Below are 23,115 nucleotides of genomic sequence, written 5' to 3'. Positions count from 1 at the left end.
CGTGGCCGGCCGGTCGTGGGCACGGCCGGTGCGTCAACTGGACACGTTACCGGTGCACCCAACCGTGCGTCCGGCCCTCTCTCTCGCCTTGCGATGGGGACCGCCCCCGTGTTTTATGGCGCGACAGCCGAAGAAGGGCCCGGCAGTGCTACGGCGTGGCCGTCCCTGGTCCCTACCCGTCGCGCCGTTCTTGATGCAGCCCATGTTCGAGGAATTCAGCTCCATGTATGTGAAGATGTTGCGTGCCGCGCTGCTGACCGCGGCTTTTGGTTCCCTGGCCGGTGTGGCCGTGGCCGCCGACGCCCCCAAGGCCGCGGCCCCTGCCGCCGGTGCGCCCGCCCAGGCTGTGGACGACCCCGTGGTCGCCAAGGTCAACGGCAAGGAAATCCATCGCTCGGAAGTGCTGCAGGCCTACCAGCAGCTGCCCGCCCAGACGCAGCAGCAGGTCCACCTGTCCGACGCCTACCCGCGCGTGCTGGACAGCCTGATCACCGCCAAGCTGCTGACCGACGCCGGTTACAAGGACAAGCTGCAGGACAGCAAGGAAGTGAAGGCCGACCTGAAGCGCGCCGAGGAGCGTTTCGTGGAGCAGGCCTACGTGCGCAAGCAGGTCGACGCGCGCATGAACGACGCCCTGCTGAAGAAGAAGTATGACGAGATGGTCAAGGCCCTGCCGGTCGAGGACGAAGTCCGCGCCCGTCACATCCTGGTCAAGACCAAGGAAGAGGCCGACGCGCTGATCAAGCAGATCCAAGGCGGCGCCGATTTCGCCAAGCTGGCTTCCGAGCAGCAGATCGACAAGAACTCCGCCGCCCAGGCCGGTGATCTCGGCTACTTCTCGAAGAGCGAGATGGTGGCCCCGTTCGCCGACGCCGCCTTCGCCATGAAGCCCGGCGAGGTCAGCAAGACCCCGGTGAAGACCGACTTCGGCTGGCACGTGATCAAGGTTGAGGACCGCCGCAAGCGCCAGGCCCCGCCGTTCGAGCAGGTGAAGGAACAGGTCGCCCAGGCCGAGGCCCAGGATCTGGCCGCCCAGGTCGTCGCCGACCTGCGCAAGGGTGCCAAGGTCGAGGCCTTCGACATCACCGGCAAGCAGGCCATCTCCCTGACCCCGCCGGCCCCCGCCGCCGCCCCCGCGGCGCCGGCCAAGCAGTAAGGTCGATCAAGCGCGCCGGCCGGCCCCTCACTCGTGAGGGCCGGCCGGCGTGGATTTCTGGTGAAAAGGGCGCGGGCTTCGCGCCCTTTTTCATGGCCTGAGGGCGGCCCTTTTCGATTAAGAGCAAGATGCGATCACGCGTGATCGCATCTTGCTCTTAAGCTGTTCATGATAGAGCGGATTTACACGATCAGGTGATTCCACCTGATCGCGTTCCGCTCTAATTTGTCACTATTTTCAGCCTATTTTCGGCGCGTTTTGCCGCCTTTTCCGGAGCGATCCCCATGGCCCTCAAGGTCTCCCCCCTGGCGCCCGCCGGTTTCCCCACCCTGTCCCCCGTGGCCGGCGTCCGCCTGGCCGCCTACAACTGCGGCATCCGCTACAAGGGCCGGGACGACCTGATGGTGGCCGAACTGGCGCCCGGCACCACGGTGGCCGGCGTGCTAACCCGCTCCCTGACGGCCAGCGCGCCCGTGCACTGGTGCCGCCGCGGCCTGACGGGCGGCAGCGCCCGCGCCCTGGTGGTGAACTCCGGCAACTCCAACGCCTTCACCGGTGCGGCCGGCGAATCGCTGGTCTCCCAGACGGTGGCCAGGGCCGCCGAACTGGTGGGCTGCAAGCCGGAAGAGGTGTTCGTCGCCTCCACCGGCGTCATCGGCCAGCCCCTGCCGGCCGACAAGATCGCCCAGCACCTGGGTGAGGCCTGGGGCCGGCTGGACGCCGGCGCCTGGGACGCCGCCGCCCGTGCCATCATGACCACCGACACCTTCCCCAAGGGGGCGGTCGCCAGCTGCAAGATCGACGGCAAGACGGTGACCCTGAACGGCTTCGCCAAGGGCAGCGGCATGATCGCACCCGACATGGCGACCATGCTGGGCTTCCTGTTCACCGACGCGGCCATCGCGGCCCCGGTGCTGCAGAAGCTGCTGTCGCGCGCCACCGACCTCAGCTTCAACTGCGTGACGGTGGACGGCGACACCTCCACCAGCGACACGGTGATCCTGGTGGCCACCGGCCAGGCCGGCAACGCCCCCATCACCGACATCAATGACGCGCGCCTGCGCCCCTTCGCCAAGGCGCTGGACGCCGTCTGCCTGGACCTGGCCCAGCAGATCGTGCGCGACGGCGAGGGGGCGACCAAGTTCGTCACCCTGACGGTGACAGGGGCGGTCAGCGCCAAGGCCGCCAAGCGCATCGCCCTGACCGTCGCCAATTCCCCCCTGGTGAAGACGGCGGTGGCGGGCGAGGACGCCAACTGGGGCCGCATCGTCGCCGCCGTGGGCCGCGCCGGTGAGAAGGCCGACCGCGACCGGCTGGTGATCAGCATCGGCGGCGTGCAGATCTGCGCCAACGGGATGGAGGTCCCGGGCTATGACGAGGCGCCGGTGGCCGCCCACATGAAGGGGCAGGAGATCGATATCCAGGTCGACCTGGGGCTGGGCCGGGGCAAGGCCACGGTCTGGACCTGCGACCTGACCCACGGCTATATCGATATTAACGGCAGTTATAGAAGTTAATTGAGGTTCCCTCAGGCGGCGGGCGCGGGCATCCGCCCGCTTGCCTTGTCCTCAGTTTCCAGTCCGCTACGCTCCCCGGAAACTTCCGGCGGATGCGGTCGCATCCTACGGCGGCATGAGGAAAGCCTCATGCCGCGGATTTCAGTTTGGAAAGGGCATACCATGGCGGATGAGATGACCCCCTGCTGGGACGGCAAGGCGGAGCCGGTGGCGCCCGTGCCCACCCTGCTGGTCGCCGCCGTGGCGCTGGTGGATGCCGACGGGCGGGTGTTGCTGGCCCAGCGGCCGCCGGGCAAGTCGCTGGCGGGATTGTGGGAGTTCCCCGGCGGCAAGGTCGATCCGGGTGAGACGCCGGAGGTGGCGTTGGTGCGGGAACTGCGGGAGGAACTGGGCATCGACACCCGGTCCAGCTGCCTGGCGCCCTTCACCTTCGCCAGCCACCGCTATGAGACCTTCCACCTGCTGATGCCGCTCTACGTCTGCCGCGTCTGGCAGGGCACGCCCCAGCCGCTGGAGGGCCAGGTACTGGCCTGGGCGCGGCCGGAACGCCTGGCCGACTATCCCATGCCCCCGGCCGACGTGCCGCTGGTGGCCATGCTGCGCGACCTGCTGTAGGCGTGGTGAAAATCACAACTCGTAGCATATGTGACTGAATAATATAAAACTTTAAGAATTTAAAACCCAGCCGCAGTGTTACTCATAAGGGCAATCCATCCATAACAAATCCCAAAGAGGTTTAGGATGCTGCCCAATTGCGCGTGTTCCCGTTTCGATGTCGTCCAGGTCGCGATGGCCTCCATCGCCAACAAATCGTCCGACGACCTCCGCCAAGACCTGATAGATGCCCTGACGCCGATCCAGCAGGATTACCCCGTGCTGCGAACGGCCCCGGCGCCGGAGCCGCCCGGCGCGCCGGCCCGGCTGTTCCACAACGGCACCATCCGGACCATGCGCAACGATCTGCCCACGGTCGATGCCCTGGTGATCAAGGGCAAGGAAATCCTGGGCGTCGGCACCCTGGAGGCGATGCGTGTCCTGGCGCCCGGTGCGCAGGAGATTGACCTGGCTGGCCGGACCTTGCTGCCGGGCTTCGTCGACCCCCACATGCACGTGGTGGCCAGCGCCCTGCTGGCGCCGGGCCTGGGCTTGGGGCCCGTGCCGGGGGAGGACTACACCTTCAAATCGGTCACGGATAAGTTGCGCCAGGCCATCCAGTCGGCCCCGTCGCTGGACGACTGGATCGTCGCCACCGGTTTCGATTCATCCCGCCTGTCGGACGGCTGGCGCAACATCACGATCAACGACCTGGATGAGTTGTTCGGAACCGACGATCCGGACAAGCAGAACCCGATCTACATCGCGTCGGGATCGGGCCACACCACCTATGCCAACCGCCGGGTCCTGAAGATGGCCGGCATTCCTGCAACCAATCCGCCCCTGCTGAAGGGCGGCAAGATCGCCACCTTCTTCGATGGCGATGTGGATACCGGCCTCACCTCCGGCATCTTCATCGAATACCCGGCCCAGAAATACGTCCTGGCGGCCCTGTCCGCCAACCACACGGGTTTTCCGGAGGATGCGAAGACGCTGGGCCTGAACCTGGCGGAGATCCTGTACACGGCGGTGACCAACGGCAACACCATGGTGAACGAGGCGGCGCTGGGCATCGCCCTGGGCAGCGCCGCCCAGGAAAAGATCGCCATCGAAACGGTGTCTATCTTCACGGCCCGTCCCCGCTTCGCCAGCGCGCTCTATGTCAACCAGTACCAGTTGGGCGATAAGGGCGCGCATGAGGTGCAGTGGGCCGAGCCCGATGTCAGCGACCCCATGTTCCTGCAGCAGGCCATCAAGCTGTTCGCCGATGGATCCAACCAGGGCGTCACCGGCTTGCAGCGCCAGCCTTACACCCAGAAGGCCATCGCGTGGACGGAGCGGGACTATCTGGGCCTGGACACGCGGGGCAACGAGAACCTGCCCGCCAGCGCCCTGTCCGACCTGGTCGCCACCGCCAACGGCCTGGGCTGGCAGGTCATCACCCACGCCAACGGCGACGCGGCGATCGACAACATCCTGACGGCTTATCAGGCATCGAACGACAAGCATCCCGGCAACGATGTCCGCCGCAACCGGGTGGAGCACTGCTCCATCCTGAATAACGACCAGATCACGCGGATGGTGGAGTTGCAGGTGGTGCCGTCCTTCCTCATCCAGCATGTGGCGGAATGGGGCTGGGTGCTCAAGGAACTGCTGGGTGACGCTCGCGCCAATCTGCTGGACCGCTGCAAATCGGTGGAGGAAGCGGGCCTGCGCTTCTCGCTGCACAGCGACTACACCGTCAGCCCGTTGGAGCCGCTGCGCCGGATCCAGACGGCGGTCACCCGCATCATGGACCACGACGGTATGGTGCTGAACGAGACGGAATGCATCACCGTGGAAGCTGCCCTGAAGGCGCAGACCATCGATGCCGCCTGGCAGTGCCATGCCGACCAGTATGTCGGTTCGCTGGAGGCGGGGAAGCTGGCGGACCTGGTGATCCTGGACAGCGACCCTTGCACCCATGAGGAGAAACGCATCGCGGAGATCAAGGTCCTGGAGACCTGGGTCAACGGCGCCCGGGTGTTCCAGGTATCGCCCCAATAGGCACGACGACAGCGGCTTGAGGCTCTACCTCAAGCCGCTGTCGGTGCATGCCAGATCAATTCCTGTCGCGCAGCGGGTTGATCTCTTGCGTGCCCAGGGCATCGGCCAGGCGCAACTGGGCGCTGCCCCGGCGCAGGGGCTGCTGCTGGCTGGCGTCGGGCGCCCAGCCGGCCATGTACAGCACCTGGAAACTGGCGGCGACACCCTGTTCGCCGTCGGGGTACAGGTACTGGTAGCGTTCGGCCGCGTTGGTGAACAGGGCGCTGGGGCTCATGGCGCGGCGGGCGTCGCGCACGGCGTTGGTCTCGCCCATGCCGCGCAGGTCCTGGATCAGGCGGAAGGCGTGGGGATAGCTGACGGTCAGCATGTCGCTGTCCACCACCGGCAGGGCGAAACCGGCGCGTTGCAGCAGGGCGCCGGCGTCGCGCACCTCCGCCATGGGGCTGACGCGGGGCGACAGGCCGCCCAGCAGCGCCATCTCCGCCTCCATCAGGCTGCGGCGCAGTTCGAACAGCGTCTCACCGCCCAGGATGGCGCCCAGGAACAGGCCGTCGGGCTTCAGCGCCCGGCGGATCTGGATCAGGGCGCCGGGCAGGTCGTTCACCCAATGCAGGCTGAGGGCGCTGACCACCAGGTCGAAGCTGCCTTCCGCGAAGGGCAGGAATTCCTCATCCGCTGCCACGGTGGGCAGGCCGGGGGTGCGTTTTGCCGCCTCCGCCGCGAAGCGCGGGGACAGGTCGGTCGCCACCACATGGGCGATGCTGGGGATGGCCGCCAGGGCCTGTGCCACCTCACCGCCGTGGCAGCCCAAATCCAGGGCCACGCGGAAGTCGCGCTTGATGTCGCCCAGCCGGTCCACCAGCCGGGTGACCACTTCCCGCTTCAGGAAATCGAAACCGTCCCAGCCGGCCGCGGCGCGGTCCCGATGGGCCCGCACACGGCGTCGGTCGAAGACGGTCATGCTGTCGGCGTCGCTCATCGGGCCGGTATAGAACGTTCCGTGCCGGTGGCAACAGGAATTTTCCGAAAGCACGGCCCCGCTGGGTTATCATGACGCGCACCTCGGTGGGGATGTACACGCATGGACGGTGAAACCCGATCCGGTCCGGTGACACGGTGGGCGACAGCGGCGCGGGGCGCCGGCGGTCACGTGCTGGGCCAGATGCTGGACCTGGTGCTGCCGCCACGTTGCCTGGGCTGTGGCGGCACGGCCGGCAGCGCCGGCGCGCTGTGCGGCACCTGCTGGCGCGGACTCAGTTTCATCGCCGCCCCCCAATGCGCCTGTTGCGGGCGCCCGTTCCCCCACGACATGGGGCCGGACGCCCTGTGCGCCATCTGCGTGGCGGCCCCGCCGGTGTTCGCCAGCTTGCGCGCCGCGCTGTTGTATGACGACGCCAGCCGCCCCCTGATCCTGGGTTTCAAGCATGGGGACAGGACGGAGGCCACGGGCCTGCTGGCCGGGTGGATGGCGCGGGCGGGGGCCGACATGCTGGCCGATGCCGACGTGATCGTGCCGGTGCCGCTGCACCGCTGGCGCCTGTTCGCCCGCCGCTACAACCAGGCGGCCCTGCTGGCCTTGCGTCTGGGCCGCCTGGCGGGGGTCAGGGCCGTGCCCGACCTGCTGGTGCGCCGCCGCCGCACGCCGACCCAGGGCACGCTGTCGCGTGAGGGACGGGCCCGCAACGTGGCCGGCGCCTTCGCGTTGAGGCCGGGGCGGGTGGTGCGGGATCGCCGGGTGGTGCTGGTGGACGATGTCTACACCACCGGATCCACGGTGGCGGAATGCGCCCGCGTCCTGCTGCGCGCCGGTGCGGCACGGGTGGATGTGCTGACCGTGGCCCGGGTGCTGCGGGCCGAACCGATTTAGAGGCACTCTAAATTCGGGGCTGGGTTGCGCACCCAACCTTGGCGCGCGCGGCCGATTGCGCCAATATCTGAACCATGTCCTTCCCGACCGGTTATGGTCGTCCAAATGTCTTCCAGGGAGTTCGGGTCCATGCCCCGCGTTGAAATCTACAGCAGCCCCTATTGCCCCTACTGCCACCGCGCCAAGCGGCTGCTGGATGCCAAAGGTGTGGCGTATGAGGAGATCGACGTCATCGCCAACCCCGGCCGCAAGCCGGAGATGATCCAGCGCGCCGACGGCCGCACCACCGTGCCGCAGATCTTCGTGGATGATGAAGGCCTGGGCGGTTGCGACGACATCCACGCCTTGGACCGCGCCGGCCGGCTGGATGCCAAGCTGGGCCTGTCCGCCGGCGCGGCCTGACGGCCATGGCGGGGGAAGCCTTCACCGGCACGGTGCGCGCGGCGGTCCTGCAAATGACCGCCGGGCCGGAGATCGCGGCCAACCTGGACGCGGCGGCCGACCTGCTGCGCCAGGCCCGGGACCAGGGCGCGCAACTGGCGACCCTGCCGGAAAACGTGGCCCGCATGGTCCAGGGCCGCGACCGCGTGCTGGCCGGCGCCTATGCCGAGGAAGCGCACCCGGCGCTCACCCGTTTCCGCGAACTGGCGGCCGACACCGGCCTGTGGCTGATGACCGGCACCCTGGCCTGCCTGACGGAGGACGGCCGCGCCGCCAACCGCTGCTTCGTCATCGACCCGGCGGGCCAGGTGCTGGCCCATTACGACAAGCTCCACATGTTCGATGTGGAACTGCCGAATGGGGAGCGGTACCGCGAAAGCGCCACCTTCCGCCCCGGTGACACCGCGCGCGTGGTGGACACGCCCTGGGGCGGCCTGGGCCTGACCGTCTGTTACGATCTGCGTTTCCCCCACCTGTTCCGCGCCCTGGCCAAGGCGGGCACCCGCATCATCACCGTGCCCTCGGCCTTCACCGTGCCCACGGGCCGCGCCCACTGGCACGTCCTGCTGCGCGCCCGCGCCATCGAGACCGGCTGCTGGGTCCTGGCCCCGGCGCAGGTGGGCGTCCACGACGGCGGCCGCGCCACCTATGGCCACGCCCTGATCATCAGCCCCTGGGGCGAGGTGGTGGCCGACGCCGGCGGCGAGGCGCCGGGCGTCCTGGTCGCCGACCTGGACCTGTCCAAGGTGGATGAGGCGCGCGGCATGGTGCCCAGCCTGGATCACGACCGGGCGTTCGAGGGGCCTTAAGCTGACCGGACGGACTGTGTGATGTAACCATTGTGGTTTCGTCACCAAATGGGTTACAGTGACTTCCGGTGATGCGAAATCGCTGGGTGCCGCTGTGATCACGGGCTTCAAGAGCAAAGGCCTGCAAGAGCTGTTCGACACAGGCAGAACGGCCAAGATCGGGCCCCGTTACCACAGCGCCGCCATTCTGATTTTAGATCACCTCGATGCCGCGACCGACCTGAAGGATTTCACTGGCGTGAAGGATTTCCATGAACTGTCAGGCGATAGGCGGGGAACCTACAGCATGCATGTGAATGGCAATTACTGCATTACGTTCAAGTGGAAGCCGCCAGAGGTCTTCGACGTCGATTTTGAGGACTATCACTGACCCACCCAGGGCAGTGACCATGCGTAAGGCGAAGCGCCATGATGGCTAGACGCGAGCGTCGTCCGACCGCGCCGGGGCGTATTCTCCAGGCCCACTATCTGGAGCCCAGGGGAATTAGCATCACGAAATTGGCTGAAGCGACGGGGCTGACCCGGAAGCATGTCAGCAACATCGTGAATGAGAGTGCGAACATAACGCCAGAGACCGCGGTGCGGTTCTCCGTCGCGCTTAATACGACCCCCGAATTCTGGATGAACCTGCAGAATGCGGTGTCGATACATGACGCCCGGGCGGCACTAAAGGACGTACCGATCCAGGAGCTTCAGCTTTCGGCCTGATGCGAACCGGACAAAACAAAAAGGGCGGCACCCGTCGCGGATGTCGCCCTGCGTTTTTCTGCCGGAACAGACTCGTGCCCGGCGCCCCTGATAAACAGGGCATGGAAGTTGCCTGCGCGTGATCACGGCTTGCCGATCAGGGCGGTCGCCTTCCGGCGGATTTCGGACAGTTCCGCCGCGCCGATCTTTCCTTTGAACTGCGCCTGCCGGACCTGCCAATCCAGGCTTTTGACCTGGTCGGCCAACACGGCTTGGGTCCTGTCCGGGCCGAGCACGACCTCGAAGGGATAGCCTTTGATCTGCGTCGTCATCGGGCAACACAGCATCAGGCCCGTTCGCCTGTTATAGCTTGCCGGGCTCAGCACCACGGCCGGGCGGTGGCCGGCCTGTTCGTGCCCCGCCTGCGGGTTGAATTGCAGCCACACCACGTCCCCGGCGTCCGGGACGTAGCTCATTCACAGGGCCTCATTGCCGGTCGCTGGGCCGAAGTCGGCCTCGGCATGAAGGTTTTCCGGGGTGATGCCGGCAACCAGGTCGGCCAGGTCATCCGTGTCCTTGGCGACGGGCTCGATCACGATGCGGTTGCCGTCTTCGCGGATATCGACCGTGGCGTCGATCTCCAGGCCCACCGCCTCCATGATCGCCACCGGGATGCGGACGGACGCGCTGTTGCCCCATTTCTTCACGGTCACACGCACGGGATCGCCTCCTGCCATATCGACTACGATACGTTATCCCCATGGTGGGGCGTGTCAACATTGTCGATACGGCCAGAAAAAAGGGCGGCACCCGCGAGGATGCCGCCCTTGGTCTTTACGCCGACGGCAAAACTTACTCGGCGACCTTCAGCACGCCGCGGCGGATCTGGTCGCGTTCCATGCTGACGAACAGGGCGCGGAAGTTGCCTTCGCCGAAGCCTTCGTCGCCCTTGCGCTGGATGATCTCGAAGAAGATCGGGCCGATGGCGGTCTCGGTGAAGATCTGCAGCAGGTAGCGGTTGTCCTTGCCGTCCAGCAGGATGCCGCGCTTCTTCAACTCATCCACCGGCTGGCCATGGCCGGGCAGGCGCTCTTCCAGCATCTCGTAATAGGTGTCGGGCGGCGGGCTCATGAACTTCACGCCGCCGGCCTTCAGCTTGTCCCAGGTGGCGATGATGTCGTCGGTCAGCAGGGCGATATGCTGGATGCCTTCGCCCTTGTAGGCCTCGATGAATTCCTGGATCTGGTCCAGCTTGTCGGAACCGGCGTCCGACTTCGACTCGTTGATCGGGATGCGGATCTTGCCGCACGGGGCGGTCAGCGCCCGGCTGGTCAGCCCGGTGTATTCGCCCGTGATGTCGAAGTAGCGGATCTGGCGGAAGTTGAAGATGCGGCCGTAGAAATCAGAAATCGGATCCATGTTGCCCTTGCGGACGTTATGGGTCAGGTGGTCGATCACCGTCAGGCCGGCGCCGGCCGGGCGCTGGTCCACGCCCTCGATGGGCACGAAGTCGATGTCGTAGATGTTGGGGCTGTTGTAGCGGTCCACCAGGTACAGCAGGCTGCCGCCGATGCCCTCGATGGCCGGGATGTTCAGTTCCATCGGGCCATTGGTGCCCTTCACCTCGACCGCACCCTGTTCCACGGCGTGCTTCAGGGCCTGGGCGGCGTCCTGCACGCGGAAGGCCATGGCGCAGGCGCTGGGGCCGTGGGCGGTGGCGAAGCGCTGGGCCAGGCTGTCCTTCTCACCGTTGACGATGAAGTTGATGTCGTTCTGGCGGTAGAGCACGACGTTCTTGGAGCGGTGGCGGGCCACCTTGGTGAAGCCCATGCCCTCGAACAGGCGGCCCAGGGCCTCGGTGTCCTCGGCCGTGTATTCCACGAACTCGAAACCATCGGTGCCCAGCGGGTTGTCCCACAGCGCGCCGCCGGCGACAGCCTCGGCGACCGGGGTGGCGGGGGTATCATTGGGGGTGGACATGCGGGTCGCTCTCCCTGTTAGAAGCGTCATTTGCCTCATGATACGCCCGGCGACCCGGCATTTCCTTGCGAAGTCTGCCGCGTTTGGCCAAGATTGAGCAATGTTGTGCTCAGGAATTTATTAAGGCGGCATCACAATGGGTAAATCGTCGCTGGATGCGGCAGATCTGCGCATCCTGGATACGCTGCAGCGCAACGGGCGCCTTTCCAATGTGGATCTGGCGGAGGCGGTGGGCCTGTCGCCGTCCCCCTGTCTGCGCCGGGTGAAGGATCTGGAGGACCAGGGCTACATCCAGGGCTACGCCGCCATCCTGGACCGCCGCCGCCTGGGCCTGGGCGTGGTCGCCTTCGTCGAGGTCAAGATCGACCAGAACGCGGAAGGCGACGCCGTGTTCCGCCGCCTGGTCAGCCAGATACCCGAGGTGGTGTCCTGCTTCGTCATGACCGGCACCATGGATTACCTGGTGCAGGTGGTGGTGACGGACCTGGAGGCCTTCGCCGAGGTGTCGATGAAAAGGCTGCTGCAGATTCCGGGGGTGAAGGACGTGCGCTCCAGCTTCGTGCTGGACGTGGTCAAGCACTCCACCGCCGTGCCGCTGCCGTCCGCCGCCGACCTGGCGCGCGACTGAAACCAGCAGCGCGAGACTTAGTCTCGTGCCGCTGGAGGCCGGCGACGGCTGGCCCCGGAGTGAGCACCGCAGGGCGGAACGAGGATAGCCAAGCTGGCGGATGCCAGCGCCCGGCGATTGAGGGGACCTTTGATCGGTCACGATCAAAGGTCACGCATGTGAATATTTCAGGCGGCATAAGATTGCTGGATCGAGATCCGCTACGGCATGAAGTTGTCAGCGGCTGGGCGCTGTGGGGCATGATCGCAAGAAAATGGTGCCAGTTCGGCGATAAAATGGTTCCCGGATAAGGCCGGTGTTCCCGGCCCCTAAAATCAGGGAGAACCGGGCCCATGAACAGCGCCGTACCCGTCAACACCACCGGCAAGTCCGATACCCCCCTGCGGGGCGATTACAGCGCCATGGCGGCGGACTACACCGTGCCCCAGAACTGGGAAAACCTGACGGCGGAGGAGCACGCCCGCTGGCGGGTGCTGTACGGCCAGCAATCCGCCTTGCTGCCGCGCTATGCCGCGCCGGAGTTCATGGACAGCCTGGCCCGCCTGGACGCCGGCGACGGCATCCCGCGTTTCGACCGCGCCAGCGATGTCCTGTCCCGGGCCACCGGCTGGACCCTGGTGGCGGTGCCGGGCCTGCTGCCCAACGACGTGTTCTTCGGGCACCTGGCCGCCCGGCGCTTTCCCGTCACCAACTGGATCCGCCGCGCGGATGAGATGGACTACCTGGTGGAACCGGACGTGTTCCATGACTTCTTCGGCCATGTGCCGCTGCTGATGCATCCGGTATTCGCCAACTACCTCCAGGCCTACGGCGCCAAGGGGGCCGAGGCCAAGGATGCCGGCGACCTGGAACGCCTGGCGCGGCTGTACTGGTACATGGTGGAATTCGGCCTGATCAACACGGCGTCGGGCCTGCGCGCCTATGGCGCCGGCATGCTGTCGTCACGCGGGGAGACGCAGTATTGCATCGACAGCCCCGAACCCTTGCGCGTCGGTTTCGACCTGGAACGGGTGATGCGCACCCGCTACCGCATCGACGACTACCAGCAGACCTACTTCGTGCTGGACAGCTTCGACCAGCTGTTCCAGGCCACGGCCCAGGACTTCGGCCCCCTCTATGCCAAGCTGGCGACCCTGCCCGACCTGCCGGCCGACCAGGCGCAGCCCGGCGATAGGGTTTTTGAGTAACTGGTTGGGGCGCACCAGCGGCATGAGATACTCATGCCGCTGTAGGACGCGACCGCATCCGCCGGAGATTTCCGGGGAGCGAAGCGGACTGGAAATCGAGGATCAGCCAAGGGCCCGGATGGGCCCGCCCGGCGCCTGAGGGCAAACGTTACGGACTAGGCCGCAGGCATTGGCCGACCATGGCGTAGCCGTCGTCGCTGGCCAGGAAGACGTAGGCCGGCGTGACGTTTTCCCAATCCTCCTCACCGCCCGTGATCCCGTGCGCCGGCACCTGGGCGGGGCTGACGCAGTTGGCGGCGATGTCGTTGTCGCCCAGTTCATGCACCAGGCTGCGGGTGAAACCCAGCAGGGCGGACGCGGCGGCGCCATAGGCCGTCATGCCGCGCGCCCCTTCCATGGCGGCGGTGTCCACCGTGGTGACGATGCGGCCATAGCCCCGCTTCTGCATCAGGGGCAGCAGGTGGCGCACCATCAGGAAGGTGCTGCCCATGTTGGCCGCCATGGTGGCGTCGAACAGTTCCTGCGTCATCTCGTCGAACGGCAGCATCAGGCGGAAGCCGGCGTTGTTCACCAGGATGTCGATGTGATCGAAGGCCGCCACCGCCGCCGCCGCCAGGGTGTAGGCGCCGGAGGATCGGGTGATGTCGGCCTGCACCACCACGCCGGTGCGGCCCAGGGACTGGACCTGGCGCGCGGTTTCCGTCGCGGCGGCGGCCTCGTCGGGCAGCAGATGGTGCAGCACCATGTCGGCACCTTCGCGCGCCAGCGCCACCGCGATGGCGCGGCCCAGGCCGTCCGCGGCACCCGTCACCACCGCCGTCTTGCCCGCCAGGCGTTCCGTCTGCCGTTGTCCCGTCACTTGCCGTCCGCCTTCCTCATGTGCCGATGGCGAGGATAGCATGCCCGCCAAATGTTTGGGCCCCCAGACCAGGGTCTGCGACCAAGCGGGCACCCAGGGTGGTCAGCTTCCCCGCACCAGTTGCGCCGCGGTGGACAGCACCAGGTCGCGCGGCGTCAGCTTTTCCAGGAAGGCGGCGAAACCACCGTCCCCGTTCTGGTTGCCCGCCTCGGCGCCCTGCTCCGTCTCATGGTAGGCGTCGAACAGATCCTCGTACAGGCGCAGGTCCTTCAGGATGGCGGCCTTCTGTTGCAGCGACGCCTGGCTGACCAGGGCCAGGTGCAGCAGCAGCAGGCCATCCGGCGCCCAGTTCGGCTCCCGCATCAGGGGCAGCAACACCGACGTCTCATCGCCGCTGGCGCCGGCCGACAGCATGCCCCGGCCCAGGCGCAGGGCGCGGCGCTTGCCGCCGGTGGCCGCCGCCGGGCTGTCATGGCGCGAGGCCGCCCCCTTGGACCGGCCGCTGCGCTCGGCGGCCAGCAGCAGGGGCGTGCCGTCCGCGCCGTCGCCCGCCAGGCGGTAGCGCACGCCGCCCTCCACCCCGATCACCAGGGTGGACAGGGCGATCAGCAGCTGGCGTTCCGGTTCCGCCAGGTCGGACGGGGCGGCCCCCAGATCGGCCAATGCGGCCAGCAGCAGGGGGCTGATCTCGCGACCCGGGCGGCTGATGCCCACGGTGACGGTCTTGGCCTGGTGGCGGATGGTGTCGATGGGGCGCGACGTCTCCTCGAACACCAGGCGCAGCAGGTCCAGGCCGCGGTTGATGATGGCCGTGCGCTCCTGCTTGCCGCCCGGCGTGTCCAGCATGGGCAGGGCGGAGGTCAGCTTGGCCAGGCGCGCGGTGTAGGAGGCGGGCAATGCCGCGTCCAGCTGGCCGTCGGCGATGCGGTCGATGATGGCCGCCAGGCTGGTGGCCACCGGCGTCACCGGCCGGTTGGGGTCGGCCAGCGCCTGGTCCAGCGTGGCCGCCACTTCCCGGAAGGGGCGGGATTCGGCGTCGATGGCCAGGGCCGCGTGGAAGCCCCAGAGGTGGCCCGCCACCGTCGCCATGATGAAGTCCAGGCCGGCGCCGGCCGAGGGCAGGTGCACCACCGCCTCGGCATAGGGGGCGAAGCAGGTCTCGCCCTTGGCGGCGAAGACGATGGGCTTGCCGTTGTGGGCCTTGAAGATGGCCACTTCCTTGGCGGTGTCCTGCGCCAGCAGCGGCGGCAGGTCGTTGGCCACCACCAGGGTCAAGGGCTCGGTCGACAGGTCGATGTGCTTCTTGTCCTCGGTGTAATCCACCGGGATGGACTTGTAGCAAAGCTCCGACAGCTTGATGCGGATCTCTTCCGCCGCCACCTTGTTGGCGCCGTTGCCCACCACCGCCCAATAGCGGTTGCGCGGGGCGTAGGCCTTGGCGCAGGCGGCGATCGCGCCTTCGTCGTCCAGCACCTCCTGGATGCGCTGGGGCAGGGATTCCAGCGCCACCATCTCGTCATGGATCTGCTGGGGGGGCAGGGTGCCCAGGGCGTCGGCCAGGCAGAGCGCCGTCAGCTTGCCCGCCGCCACCTGGCTGTAGAACGCCTTGGTGGAGGCCACCGCCATCTCGATGTCGCGGCCGTCGCTGGTGAACAGGTGGCTGTCCGACTTGCGCACCAGGGGGCTGTTGCGGCGGTTGACGATGGCGTGGATCCAGGCGCCGGCCGCCCGCGCCAGGTCCACCGTGCGGTTGGTGTCGGTGGTGGTACCGCTCTGGCTGATGGCGATGACCAGGGTGTCGTCCAGCACCTTGCCGTCCAGGTTGGTGGACAGTTCCGACGCCTTGGCGCTGGTGACGGTGACGGACGACCGGTCCAGCGCCAGGCGGATCAGGTGCTCGATACCCATGGCGGCGATGGCGGCCGTACCCTGGCCCGTCACCAGGATGCGGCGGACGGGCGGCTTGGTGGTGTCGACCAGGCGGGCGCGCAGGCCCGCCCAGGGGCCGGTGTCGCCGCCGCTGGCCACCAGGTCGAAACTGACGCGGCGGTCCTGGCGGCGATAGCGGCCGGCCAGGGTCTTGCGCACGCTGGATGGCGCCTCGTGCACCTCTTTCTCGAAGAAATGGTCGTGGCGGCCGCGGAAGATGTCGCGGGAGAAGATCTCGATCGGATCGGCCTTCAGCGGGGCGGTGGTGCCGTCGTCGATCATGCGCGCGGCCAGGGCCGGCTCGCCCTCGGCCACCGACAGGGTGACGGCCAGGCCGCCGCGCTCCACCTGCGCCAGGGGGACGGACCGCCGGGATCGGGGCGCCAGGCCGTAATTCTCCGACGCCACGATCAGGCCATCGGCCACCTCGGCCACGAACAGGCTCTGCCCGCTGCCCTTCTGGCCGATCTGCAGCCGCTCCGGATCGGCCGGGTGCTGCAGGATGACGGCCATGGACCCTTCCAGGCGGCGCATGGTGGTCAGGAAACGGCCGGCGTTGCCGCCGCCCTCGCCCTCCAGGCGGAACAGCACGGGGATGACCTTGGTGTCGGTGGTCACCTCCGCCGGCAGGGTGTGGCCGGTGCCCGCGATGGCGCTTTCGGTCAGCGCCCGGTAATTGTCGATGTCGCCGTTCAGCGCCACCATGATGTCAGCGTCGGGTGCCAAGCTGGTGGCATTGGGACCCGCCGCGGCCTCGTTCGCCAGGCGCGCGTTCATGGGGTGGCAGTTGGGCAGGCTGATGGCCCCGTGCGAGGCCCAGCGGGTATGGGCGATGGCGCTGAAGCCCGCCGCGTGCGCCGCCACGGCCCACAGCACCCCGTCGGCCCGCATGCGGCCGCGCAGGAAGGCGCCGTTGTCGCCCAGGCGGCCGATCAGGGTCGCCACCTTGTAGGTGAAGCGCACGGTGGTGCGGCCGTCGGCCAGGACGTGCAGGGCCAGCCCCTCATGCCGGTCGCCCACGGCCAGGCGCTCGGCGGCTTGCGCGCGCAGGGCCGCCGGCAGGTCGTCCAGGGTGAAGCGGTGGGCTATGGTGATCTGCAGGGCGATGCCGGCGCTGTCGCGGCCGCGCACCTCCAGCCGGTCCAGGTTCTCCAGCACCTGCTCGGCGGCCCAGGCCACGGCCTGCTGCGGCCGGGGGGCCTTGGCACCCTCGGGCAGCAGCGCTAGGGTGCGGCCGATGTTGCCCAGCACCTCCGTCCGCAGCTGCCAGGCATAGTCGCGCAGGCGCTCGGCCGTGCGTTCCACCGCCGCGTCGCGGGCGGCGGCACCGCTGCGCAGGGCCGCCTCCAGCGCGTCGATGCGGTCGGCCACGGTGGTCAGCAATGCCGCGGGCCCCTGCGGCTCCGCCACCACCGCCATGTGGGTGGGGAAAGACATGAGGTCGGTGAAGCGCGCCACCAGGCCGTCCAGCGCCGCATCGATGGCGGTGGGGTCGCTGGGCGGTGCCGCGGCCAGCCCGTCGGCCACGGCCTTCAGCCAGGACAGATCCGCCGTCCGGGTCCAGTTGCGATTACCCAGGAAACCCGCAATGCCGCACATGTCTCACCTCAACACTAACCGATGGCAGTGATAGTCCAGGCCGGGCCCGGGGTGGAAGGACGAAAACGTCACGTTACACTGGGGTTCTGTACCATGCTTGGCGCGGGTATGGCGGCCCCGCTATGGTGGCCGCCGTCTGATCTGAACCGGAACCAAGGCCCCATTATGACCGTCACCCTGTGGCACAACCCGAAATGCTCCACCTCGCGCCGTGCCCTGGCCGACCTTCAGGCCGGCGGGCACGCGGTGACGGTGGTGGAATATCTGAAGACCCCGCCGGACCGTGCCGCCTTGGCGGACATGCTGGCTGCCATGAAGGCGCGTCCCGCCGACATCCTGCGCCGCCGCGGCAATGATGAGCTGCTGGTGGGCGAACCGGCGGGCGGCTTCAGCGACGACGCCCTGCTGGACCTGATGGCAGCCCATCCCATCCTGATCGAGCGCCCCATCGCCCGCAGCCCCAAGGGCGCCGTCCTCTGCCGCCCGGTGGAGCGCCTGGCGGAAGTACTCTGATACGCGCGGTCTTTGATCGTGGCCGATCAAAGACCCCCTCAGGCGCCGGGCGCCGGCATCCGCCGGCTGGGCTGATCCTCGGTTTCCAGTCCGCTTTCGCTCCCCGGAAACCTCCGGTGGCTGCGGTCGCAGCCTACAGCGGCACAAGTCAGAAGCTTGTGCCGCTGGCATATAGCGCGTCAGCGCGGGGCCGCCGCCAGCGGCACGGTGAAGCTGACGGTGGTGCCCAGGCCGGGTGTGCTGTCCAGCGCCAGCACGCCGCCGTGGCGGGCCACCAGGTCGCGCACCAGGGTCAGGCCCAGGCCGGTGCCGACCTCGCCCATCGTGCCGGGGCGGCTGTCCTGCGCCTCGCGCCGGTACAATTGGTCCAGCTGTTCCGGGGCCATGCCGATGCCCCGGTCCGACACCGCGATCTCCAGCCGGTCGCCCAGCGCGCGCGAGGTGATCTGGACGCCCTGGTTGGGGTGGCTGAACTTGATGGCGTTGGCCAGCAGGTTGCGCAGGATGGCCAGCACCATGGTGCGGTCGGCCAGGATGTGGCGGTCGCCCGAGGCGTCCAGCACGCGGATGCCCTTGGCCTCGGCCGTGGGGCCCAAATCGTGGATGGCGGCCGCCACCACCTCGCCCAGCGGCATGACTGACGGGGTGAAGGGCGTGCCCGACATCTGCACCCGCGACCAGTTCAGCAGATTATCCAGCAGGGTGTGGGCGGTCAGCGCGCTCTGGTGGACGGAGGCGGCGAAGTCCGCCACGTCGGCCGGCGCCATGCGGGTGCCGTAGTCCGCCAGTTCCCGGGTCATGCCCAGCAGCACGTTGAACGGCCCGCGCAGATCGTGGGAGATCAGGGAGAAGAAGCGCGTCTTCTCCCGGTTCAGGAAGTCCAGCTCGTCATGGGCGGCGCGCAGTTCGGCCAGGGCGTGTTCGGTGGCCGCACGGGCCTCGCGCTCCGCCGCCGTCGACCGCTCCTGCGAGCGCACCATGCGCCGCACCACGATGTTGAACAAAAGCACCACGGCCAGCAGCACGCTGGAGAACCCGGCCATGGACCCGGCGGTGTGCACCACCAGCGACCAGGTCAGGGCGGCGCGGGGGGTGATGTGCACCAGGCGCCAGGGGGTGTTGGCCAGGGGCCGGGTGGTGATGACGTATCCGGCATGTTCGGTCGTGGCGCGGTTCCGGTTCAACAGGGCCGCCACGCCCGCCGGCGTCGGCCGTCCCTCCTGGAACAGGTCGGCGGGCGGGGTGCCGAAGGCGCGCAGCACCTGGTCGTCCGGCCCCACCAGCAGCCGCGTGCCGGTGTCGGCGGCCTCCGCCGGAGCCTGGTCGGCCCCGGGGAGGGCGGCCAAGGTAAGGTCGAAGGCGATCACCCCCAGGAAGCGGCCCTGGTAATCGATGGGGACGGCCACGGTGGCCGCCGATGGGTCGGTCCAGGTCACGGCCCCCGTCGGGTTGGCCGCCTGGGTGGACAGGCGATAGACCGGCCGTTTGTAGAGGTCGGCCATCAGGTCGTTGGCATTGTCGGCCGCGAACCGGGGCGCCACCACCGCCAGGCCGGAAGAGCCGATGAAATATCCCCGCGACAGCCCGGCTTGCGTCTTCAGGTCCAGGGCCAACTGCTGGGCCAGCCCCAGCGCCATCGCCACGTCCGTCTGCCAGCGGGCGCGGTCGGGGCGGGCCAGGCCCTCATGCACGGCCAGTGCCTGGTCCGGGAAGGCCAGCAACGCCGTGGTCTCCGTGCCGGCCTGGTCCAGCACCACGACGTCGCGGTCCTTGGCCTGGGCCACCGTATTCAGGAAATCGGCGACCGCGGCGGGCGGCGCCCCCGGAATGGCCCCCGGACTTGACGGTTCCTGCAGCACCAGCTGCGCCCAGGCCCGCAGGCGGTTGAGGCGGCCGGCGATGGCGGCGAACTGTTCGTCCAGGGACACAGCCTCCGTGTCCATATGCTGGCTGATCTCGGCCCGGCGGGCGGTCAGGGCGCGGGTGAACTCGGCATGCACGAAGACCAATGACAGGGCGATGCCGGCGGCCAGCGAGATATTGATCAGCCGTCCGGGACCGATGGCTTTCAACCGCTCCGTCAGCCATCTCATCCCCGTATCCCCTTAGGCCCAAAGGTCCATCATGGGTTCATGCCCGTTTGGGACGCTTATCACGCAGGGGGTAGACGTGGCAATTGACGGCCAAGGCAGGTTGTCGCGTTGGTGCAACCGGCAATAGTGCCGGATCGCGCGTGGCGATGGGCATAAAGACACGCAAGGCGTGCCTTTCCCTGGCAGATAGGGCATGGTTGGCGGCGAATTACTGAATCGGGCAAATGATGGGCGCGGCGGGTATTGGCGGTTGGGCCGGGGATGGCGGCGGGGATGGGTGGCGGCCGCCGGCGCTGCTGCGCGCCCTGGCGTTTCTCTGCCTGGCACTGGTCTGCGCGGCCTTTGTTTCGCCGTCCTCCGCCCGGGCTGAAACGGCCGGCCAGGTGGTGGTCGACGGTCCGAACCTGTCCCTGGGCGGCCATCTGGAATTGCTGGAGGATCCCAGCCGGTCGTTGACCCTGGCCGACGTAATGGCCGGGCCGGCGGCCCAGCGCTTCACCCCCGCCACGCGGGAGACGCCCGGCTTCGCCCGCACCCGCTCCGCCTATTGGGCGCGCATCACGTTGGACAACCCCACGGACGCAGCACTCCCGCGCCTGCTGGTTTTCCCTTATCCCTATTACCATGCCCTGGATCTCTATGTGTTCCCGGGCGACGGCCTGTCGCCCGAGGGGCCGGCGGAACAGCGCCACGTGGCGGAGGGGGCGGCCCAGCGCGGCACGGACATCCCCCACCGCTATCCCGTCTTCAGCCTGTCGCTGCCGCCGGGCCGGACGGTCCTGTATGTGCGGGTGGAGCATTACTTCGCCTCCTTCGCCCTGTACCTGCGCACCAGCGACGCCCAGGGCCTGGTCGACCGGCGGGACATCCTGCTGCACGGCCTGACCTTCGGCGTGCTGATCATCGCCGCCGCCTATCAGTTCGCCCTGGTGGTGATGGCGGGGGTGGAGGTGGGCGTGACCCTGCTGTTCTACGCCTTGATCACCCTGGCCTACATCTACGGCCAGCTGGGTTATCCCTGGGAACACCTGCCGGCCGACCTGGCCAGCCATTATTATCGAGAGGTGGTGGGCACCCTGCCGGTGGCCATCGGCCAGGTCTTCGCGGTGCAGTTCCTGGATTTGCGGCGGCGGCAGCCCTGGATCGCCCGGCTGCTGATGCTGTTGACCGGCCTGATGGTGCTGGACACGCCGCTGCATTACGTGGATCCGGTGCGGGGGTCGGGGGTGGCGCAACTGCTGGCCCTGGTGGGGTCGGCGCTGGCCCTGATCGCGGCGGTGCGTGATTTCCGCCGGTCCATCAACGCCCGCTTCTTCCTGCTGGGCTTCCTGCCCATCCTGGGCGTGGCGGTGGTGTGGTCGTTGCGCGCCGCCGGCATCCTGCCGGTCGGCATCTGGACGGAGGCGGCGCTGTACGCCCCCAACTCCGTCGGCCTGGTGCTGCTGACCTTCGGCGTCGCCTACCGCATCGGCAAGGACCGGGAGCAGCGTGAACACGCGCTGCAGGCCAGCGAGGGCGCGCTGCGCCGCGCCAACGACGAACTGGAAGACCGCGTGCGCACCCGCACAGCGGAGCTGAGCGACAGCCTGGACAAGCTGAAGCGGTCGCAGGATGCCCTGGTCCAGGCGGAAAAGCTGGCCTCGCTGGGCCAGCTGGTGGCCGGCGTGGCGCATGAGATCAACACCCCCATCGGCGTCACCCTGACGACGGCGTCGCATGTGTCGGAACGGGTGGCGGCCATGGACCATCTGGTGCGCGACGGGCGCCTGCGCCGCAGCGACCTGGCCGATTTCATGGGCGAGCTGAAGGAATCCGCCCGCCTGATGCTGTCCAACATCGGCCGCGCCGCCAGCCTGATCCAAAGCTTCAAGCAGGTCTCGGCGGACCAGAGTTCCGAGGAACGGCGGCGGGTGGAACTGGGCGCCTATCTGGAAGAGGTGCTGGCCAGCCTGGGGCCCAACCTGCGCCGGCACGGCCACGTGGCGGAGGTGCGCTGCGCCGGTATTGTGGAGCTGGAGACCTATCCCGGGCTGCTGGCCCAGGTGCTGACCAATTTCGTCTCCAACTCCATCCTGCATGCCTTCGATGCCGGCGCCCGCGGCCACATCACCATCACCGTCCGCCGCCTGCACCATGTGGGGGCCCTGCTGGGCCTGGATTCCCCCGACCTGCATGCCGGCGACGGGGCGGAAATCGTCTATCAGGATGACGGGCGCGGCATCCCGGCCAATATCCTGCCCCGCATCTTCGATCCTTTTTTCACCACCCGGCGGGGGGCGGGCGGCACCGGCCTGGGGCTGAACATCGTCTACAACCTGGTCACCCATCGCCTGCGCGGCGCGGTGGCGGCGGCCAGCGATGTGGGCGGCGGCACCCGCTTCACCCTGGTGCTGCCCGACCTGGCCTCGCCGGACGCGGCGACCCACCCGGAGGGCTTACCCCATACGCCTGATACCCTGGCCGTGAGAGAGGCCGCACGCTAAGCTTCGGCAGGACAGCCGTGGACCAGAGGGCAAGTGCGATGCGTATGAAGAAGGAGGTCAACGTCGCGGCGCTGCTGCGGCAACTGGCGGGGTCGCTGGCATCGACCGTGACCACCTTCGAACAGATGTCTGCCCGGCCGGCCCAATCCTTCCCGGATTACAAGAAGGCGCGCAGCGTCTATCACGAAATCCAGGCGATGATTTTCACCATCGGCGACAAGGCCGACAGCAAGCCCAACGACGCCCCGCGTGAGTTGAAATCGTGGCTGACCCGCATGCGCCTGCGCTCCATCGCCGCCTTCACCCGCGTCAGTCTGGCCTTTTTCCGCAACCCGCCGCAGCTGCTGGTGCACGCGCTGGGGGCCTATGAGATCCTGCAGCATGAGCGCGAGGCCTTCACCAAGGTGCTGGCCGACTACGACATGATGCTGTTGGAGGCGGGCATCGACGACAAGACGGCTGACGAGCTGGACCGGGTGCGGGGGGACATGGAAGAGGTGGTGCAGCATCTGGAACATCTGCTGAAGACGGCGCCGCCGCAGCTGACCGTCTTCTGATCGGCCCCCCATCCTGCACACGTGTGCTGCCTGCCGCCACCCGTGTGCCGAATGCGTCGCTCAAAATATTTCATGAAAGCATGATGCCGGGACAACGCCTTAAGCCTTGATCTCCCGCGCTGATTGCTTTTTTGTCGCACCTAAGGCCCGGGATTCCCGGCCGCGGACCT

At 67.9% G+C, this 23,115-nt stretch carries 21 protein-coding genes; 14 read left to right on the top strand and 7 right to left on the bottom strand.

Annotated features, from left to right (window positions below; genetic code table 11):
* The first annotated feature begins 202 nt into the window (after positions 1-202).
* The 4 genes from PW843_19395 (at position 203) to PW843_19380 (ending at position 5,313) form a co-directional block, all read left to right on the top strand.
* Positions 203-1,156, top strand: coding sequence for a peptidylprolyl isomerase (locus PW843_19395; protein ID MDE1148745.1), 954 nt, complete (start codon positions 203-205; stop codon positions 1,154-1,156).
* Between the two features lie 284 nt (positions 1,157-1,440).
* Positions 1,441-2,673, top strand: a complete 1,233-nt coding sequence (gene argJ, locus PW843_19390) for a bifunctional glutamate N-acetyltransferase/amino-acid acetyltransferase ArgJ (GenBank protein ID MDE1148744.1) — start codon at positions 1,441-1,443, stop codon at positions 2,671-2,673.
* A 162-nt stretch (positions 2,674-2,835) separates the two neighbouring features.
* Positions 2,836-3,288 (top strand): (deoxy)nucleoside triphosphate pyrophosphohydrolase, encoded by a 453-nt coding sequence (locus tag PW843_19385; protein ID MDE1148743.1) that lies wholly within the window; start codon positions 2,836-2,838, stop codon positions 3,286-3,288.
* Between the two features lie 126 nt (positions 3,289-3,414).
* Complete coding sequence (locus tag PW843_19380; protein MDE1148742.1) at positions 3,415-5,313, top strand: amidohydrolase; 1,899 nt, start codon at positions 3,415-3,417, stop codon at positions 5,311-5,313.
* Between the two features lie 55 nt (positions 5,314-5,368).
* Here the strand turns inward: PW843_19380 and PW843_19375 are convergent, their stop codons facing one another.
* Positions 5,369-6,292 (bottom strand): methyltransferase domain-containing protein, encoded by a 924-nt coding sequence (locus PW843_19375; protein MDE1148741.1) that lies wholly within the window; start codon positions 6,290-6,292, stop codon positions 5,369-5,371.
* Between the two features lie 183 nt (positions 6,293-6,475).
* Between PW843_19375 and PW843_19370 the strand changes: the two genes are divergently transcribed.
* The 5 genes from PW843_19370 to PW843_19350 all read left to right on the top strand — a co-directional run bounded on the left by PW843_19370 (position 6,476) and on the right by PW843_19350 (position 9,138).
* The gene (locus PW843_19370) at positions 6,476-7,180 is read left to right on the top strand and encodes a ComF family protein (protein ID MDE1148740.1); all 705 of its coding nucleotides are present in this window, start codon (positions 6,476-6,478) and stop codon (positions 7,178-7,180) included.
* A gap of 129 nt (positions 7,181-7,309) precedes the next feature.
* Entirely contained in the window at positions 7,310-7,582 is a 273-nt protein-coding gene (gene grxC, locus PW843_19365) for a glutaredoxin 3 (protein ID MDE1148739.1), read from the top strand.
* A gap of 5 nt (positions 7,583-7,587) precedes the next feature.
* Positions 7,588-8,430: a carbon-nitrogen hydrolase family protein gene (locus PW843_19360; GenBank protein MDE1148738.1), complete on the top strand. Its 843-nt coding sequence runs from the start codon at positions 7,588-7,590 to the stop codon at positions 8,428-8,430.
* A 58-nt stretch (positions 8,431-8,488) separates the two neighbouring features.
* The gene (locus PW843_19355) at positions 8,489-8,800 is read left to right on the top strand and encodes a type II toxin-antitoxin system RelE/ParE family toxin (GenBank protein ID MDE1148737.1); all 312 of its coding nucleotides are present in this window, start codon (positions 8,489-8,491) and stop codon (positions 8,798-8,800) included.
* A 38-nt stretch (positions 8,801-8,838) separates the two neighbouring features.
* Positions 8,839-9,138 carry a HigA family addiction module antitoxin gene (locus tag PW843_19350; GenBank protein ID MDE1148736.1) on the top strand — a complete coding sequence of 100 codons (300 nt, stop codon included), beginning with the start codon at positions 8,839-8,841 and terminating at the stop codon, positions 9,136-9,138.
* Positions 9,139-9,260: 122 nt separating this feature from the next.
* Here the strand turns inward: PW843_19350 and mazF are convergent, their stop codons facing one another.
* The 3 genes from mazF to hppD form a co-directional block, all read right to left on the bottom strand.
* Positions 9,261-9,593, bottom strand: a complete 333-nt coding sequence (gene mazF, locus PW843_19345; protein MDE1148735.1) for an endoribonuclease MazF — start codon at positions 9,591-9,593, stop codon at positions 9,261-9,263.
* The gene (locus PW843_19340) at positions 9,594-9,836 is read right to left on the bottom strand and encodes an AbrB/MazE/SpoVT family DNA-binding domain-containing protein (protein ID MDE1148734.1); all 243 of its coding nucleotides are present in this window, start codon (positions 9,834-9,836) and stop codon (positions 9,594-9,596) included.
* 133 nt (positions 9,837-9,969) lie between these two features.
* On the bottom strand, positions 9,970-11,097 hold the full coding sequence (gene hppD, locus PW843_19335) for a 4-hydroxyphenylpyruvate dioxygenase (protein MDE1148733.1): 1,128 nt from the start codon (positions 11,095-11,097) through the stop codon (positions 9,970-9,972).
* Positions 11,098-11,233: 136 nt separating this feature from the next.
* On the opposite strand from hppD, the gene PW843_19330 reads away from it, so the two are divergent.
* Positions 11,234-11,725 (top strand): Lrp/AsnC family transcriptional regulator, encoded by a 492-nt coding sequence (locus tag PW843_19330; protein MDE1148732.1) that lies wholly within the window; start codon positions 11,234-11,236, stop codon positions 11,723-11,725.
* A 332-nt stretch (positions 11,726-12,057) separates the two neighbouring features.
* On the top strand, positions 12,058-12,912 hold the full coding sequence (gene phhA, locus PW843_19325; protein MDE1148731.1) for a phenylalanine 4-monooxygenase: 855 nt from the start codon (positions 12,058-12,060) through the stop codon (positions 12,910-12,912).
* A 148-nt stretch (positions 12,913-13,060) separates the two neighbouring features.
* On the opposite strand, the gene PW843_19320 is transcribed toward phhA, so the two are convergent.
* Together PW843_19320 and PW843_19315 are read right to left on the bottom strand one after the other, a co-directional pair.
* Positions 13,061-13,771, bottom strand: coding sequence for an SDR family NAD(P)-dependent oxidoreductase (locus tag PW843_19320; GenBank protein ID MDE1148730.1), 711 nt, complete (start codon positions 13,769-13,771; stop codon positions 13,061-13,063).
* 102 nt (positions 13,772-13,873) lie between these two features.
* Positions 13,874-17,299 (bottom strand): SIS domain-containing protein, encoded by a 3,426-nt coding sequence (locus PW843_19315; protein MDE1148729.1) that lies wholly within the window; start codon positions 17,297-17,299, stop codon positions 13,874-13,876.
* A gap of 165 nt (positions 17,300-17,464) precedes the next feature.
* Between PW843_19315 and PW843_19310 the strand changes: the two genes are divergently transcribed.
* Positions 17,465-17,812, top strand: a complete 348-nt coding sequence (locus PW843_19310) for an arsenate reductase (glutaredoxin) (protein MDE1148728.1) — start codon at positions 17,465-17,467, stop codon at positions 17,810-17,812.
* A gap of 179 nt (positions 17,813-17,991) precedes the next feature.
* Here PW843_19310 and PW843_19305 read toward each other — a convergent pair whose 3' ends face one another.
* Entirely contained in the window at positions 17,992-19,905 is a 1,914-nt protein-coding gene (locus PW843_19305; protein MDE1148727.1) for an ATP-binding protein, read from the bottom strand.
* Positions 19,906-20,129: 224 nt separating this feature from the next.
* Here PW843_19305 and PW843_19300 point away from each other — a divergent pair, with 224 nt between their 5' ends.
* Together PW843_19300 and PW843_19295 are read left to right on the top strand one after the other, a co-directional pair.
* Positions 20,130-22,388 (top strand): sensor histidine kinase, encoded by a 2,259-nt coding sequence (locus PW843_19300; GenBank protein ID MDE1148726.1) that lies wholly within the window; start codon positions 20,130-20,132, stop codon positions 22,386-22,388.
* A 38-nt stretch (positions 22,389-22,426) separates the two neighbouring features.
* Positions 22,427-22,945, top strand: a complete 519-nt coding sequence (locus PW843_19295) for a hypothetical protein (protein MDE1148725.1) — start codon at positions 22,427-22,429, stop codon at positions 22,943-22,945.
* Positions 22,946-23,115 lie beyond the last annotated feature (170 nt).

This window comes from Azospirillaceae bacterium, from assembly GCA_028283825.1.
Lineage (GTDB): Bacteria > Pseudomonadota > Alphaproteobacteria > Azospirillales > Azospirillaceae > Nitrospirillum.
The sequence above is the reverse complement of the archived record's forward strand: the minus strand, read 5'-3'. Positions and strand labels throughout refer to the sequence as shown.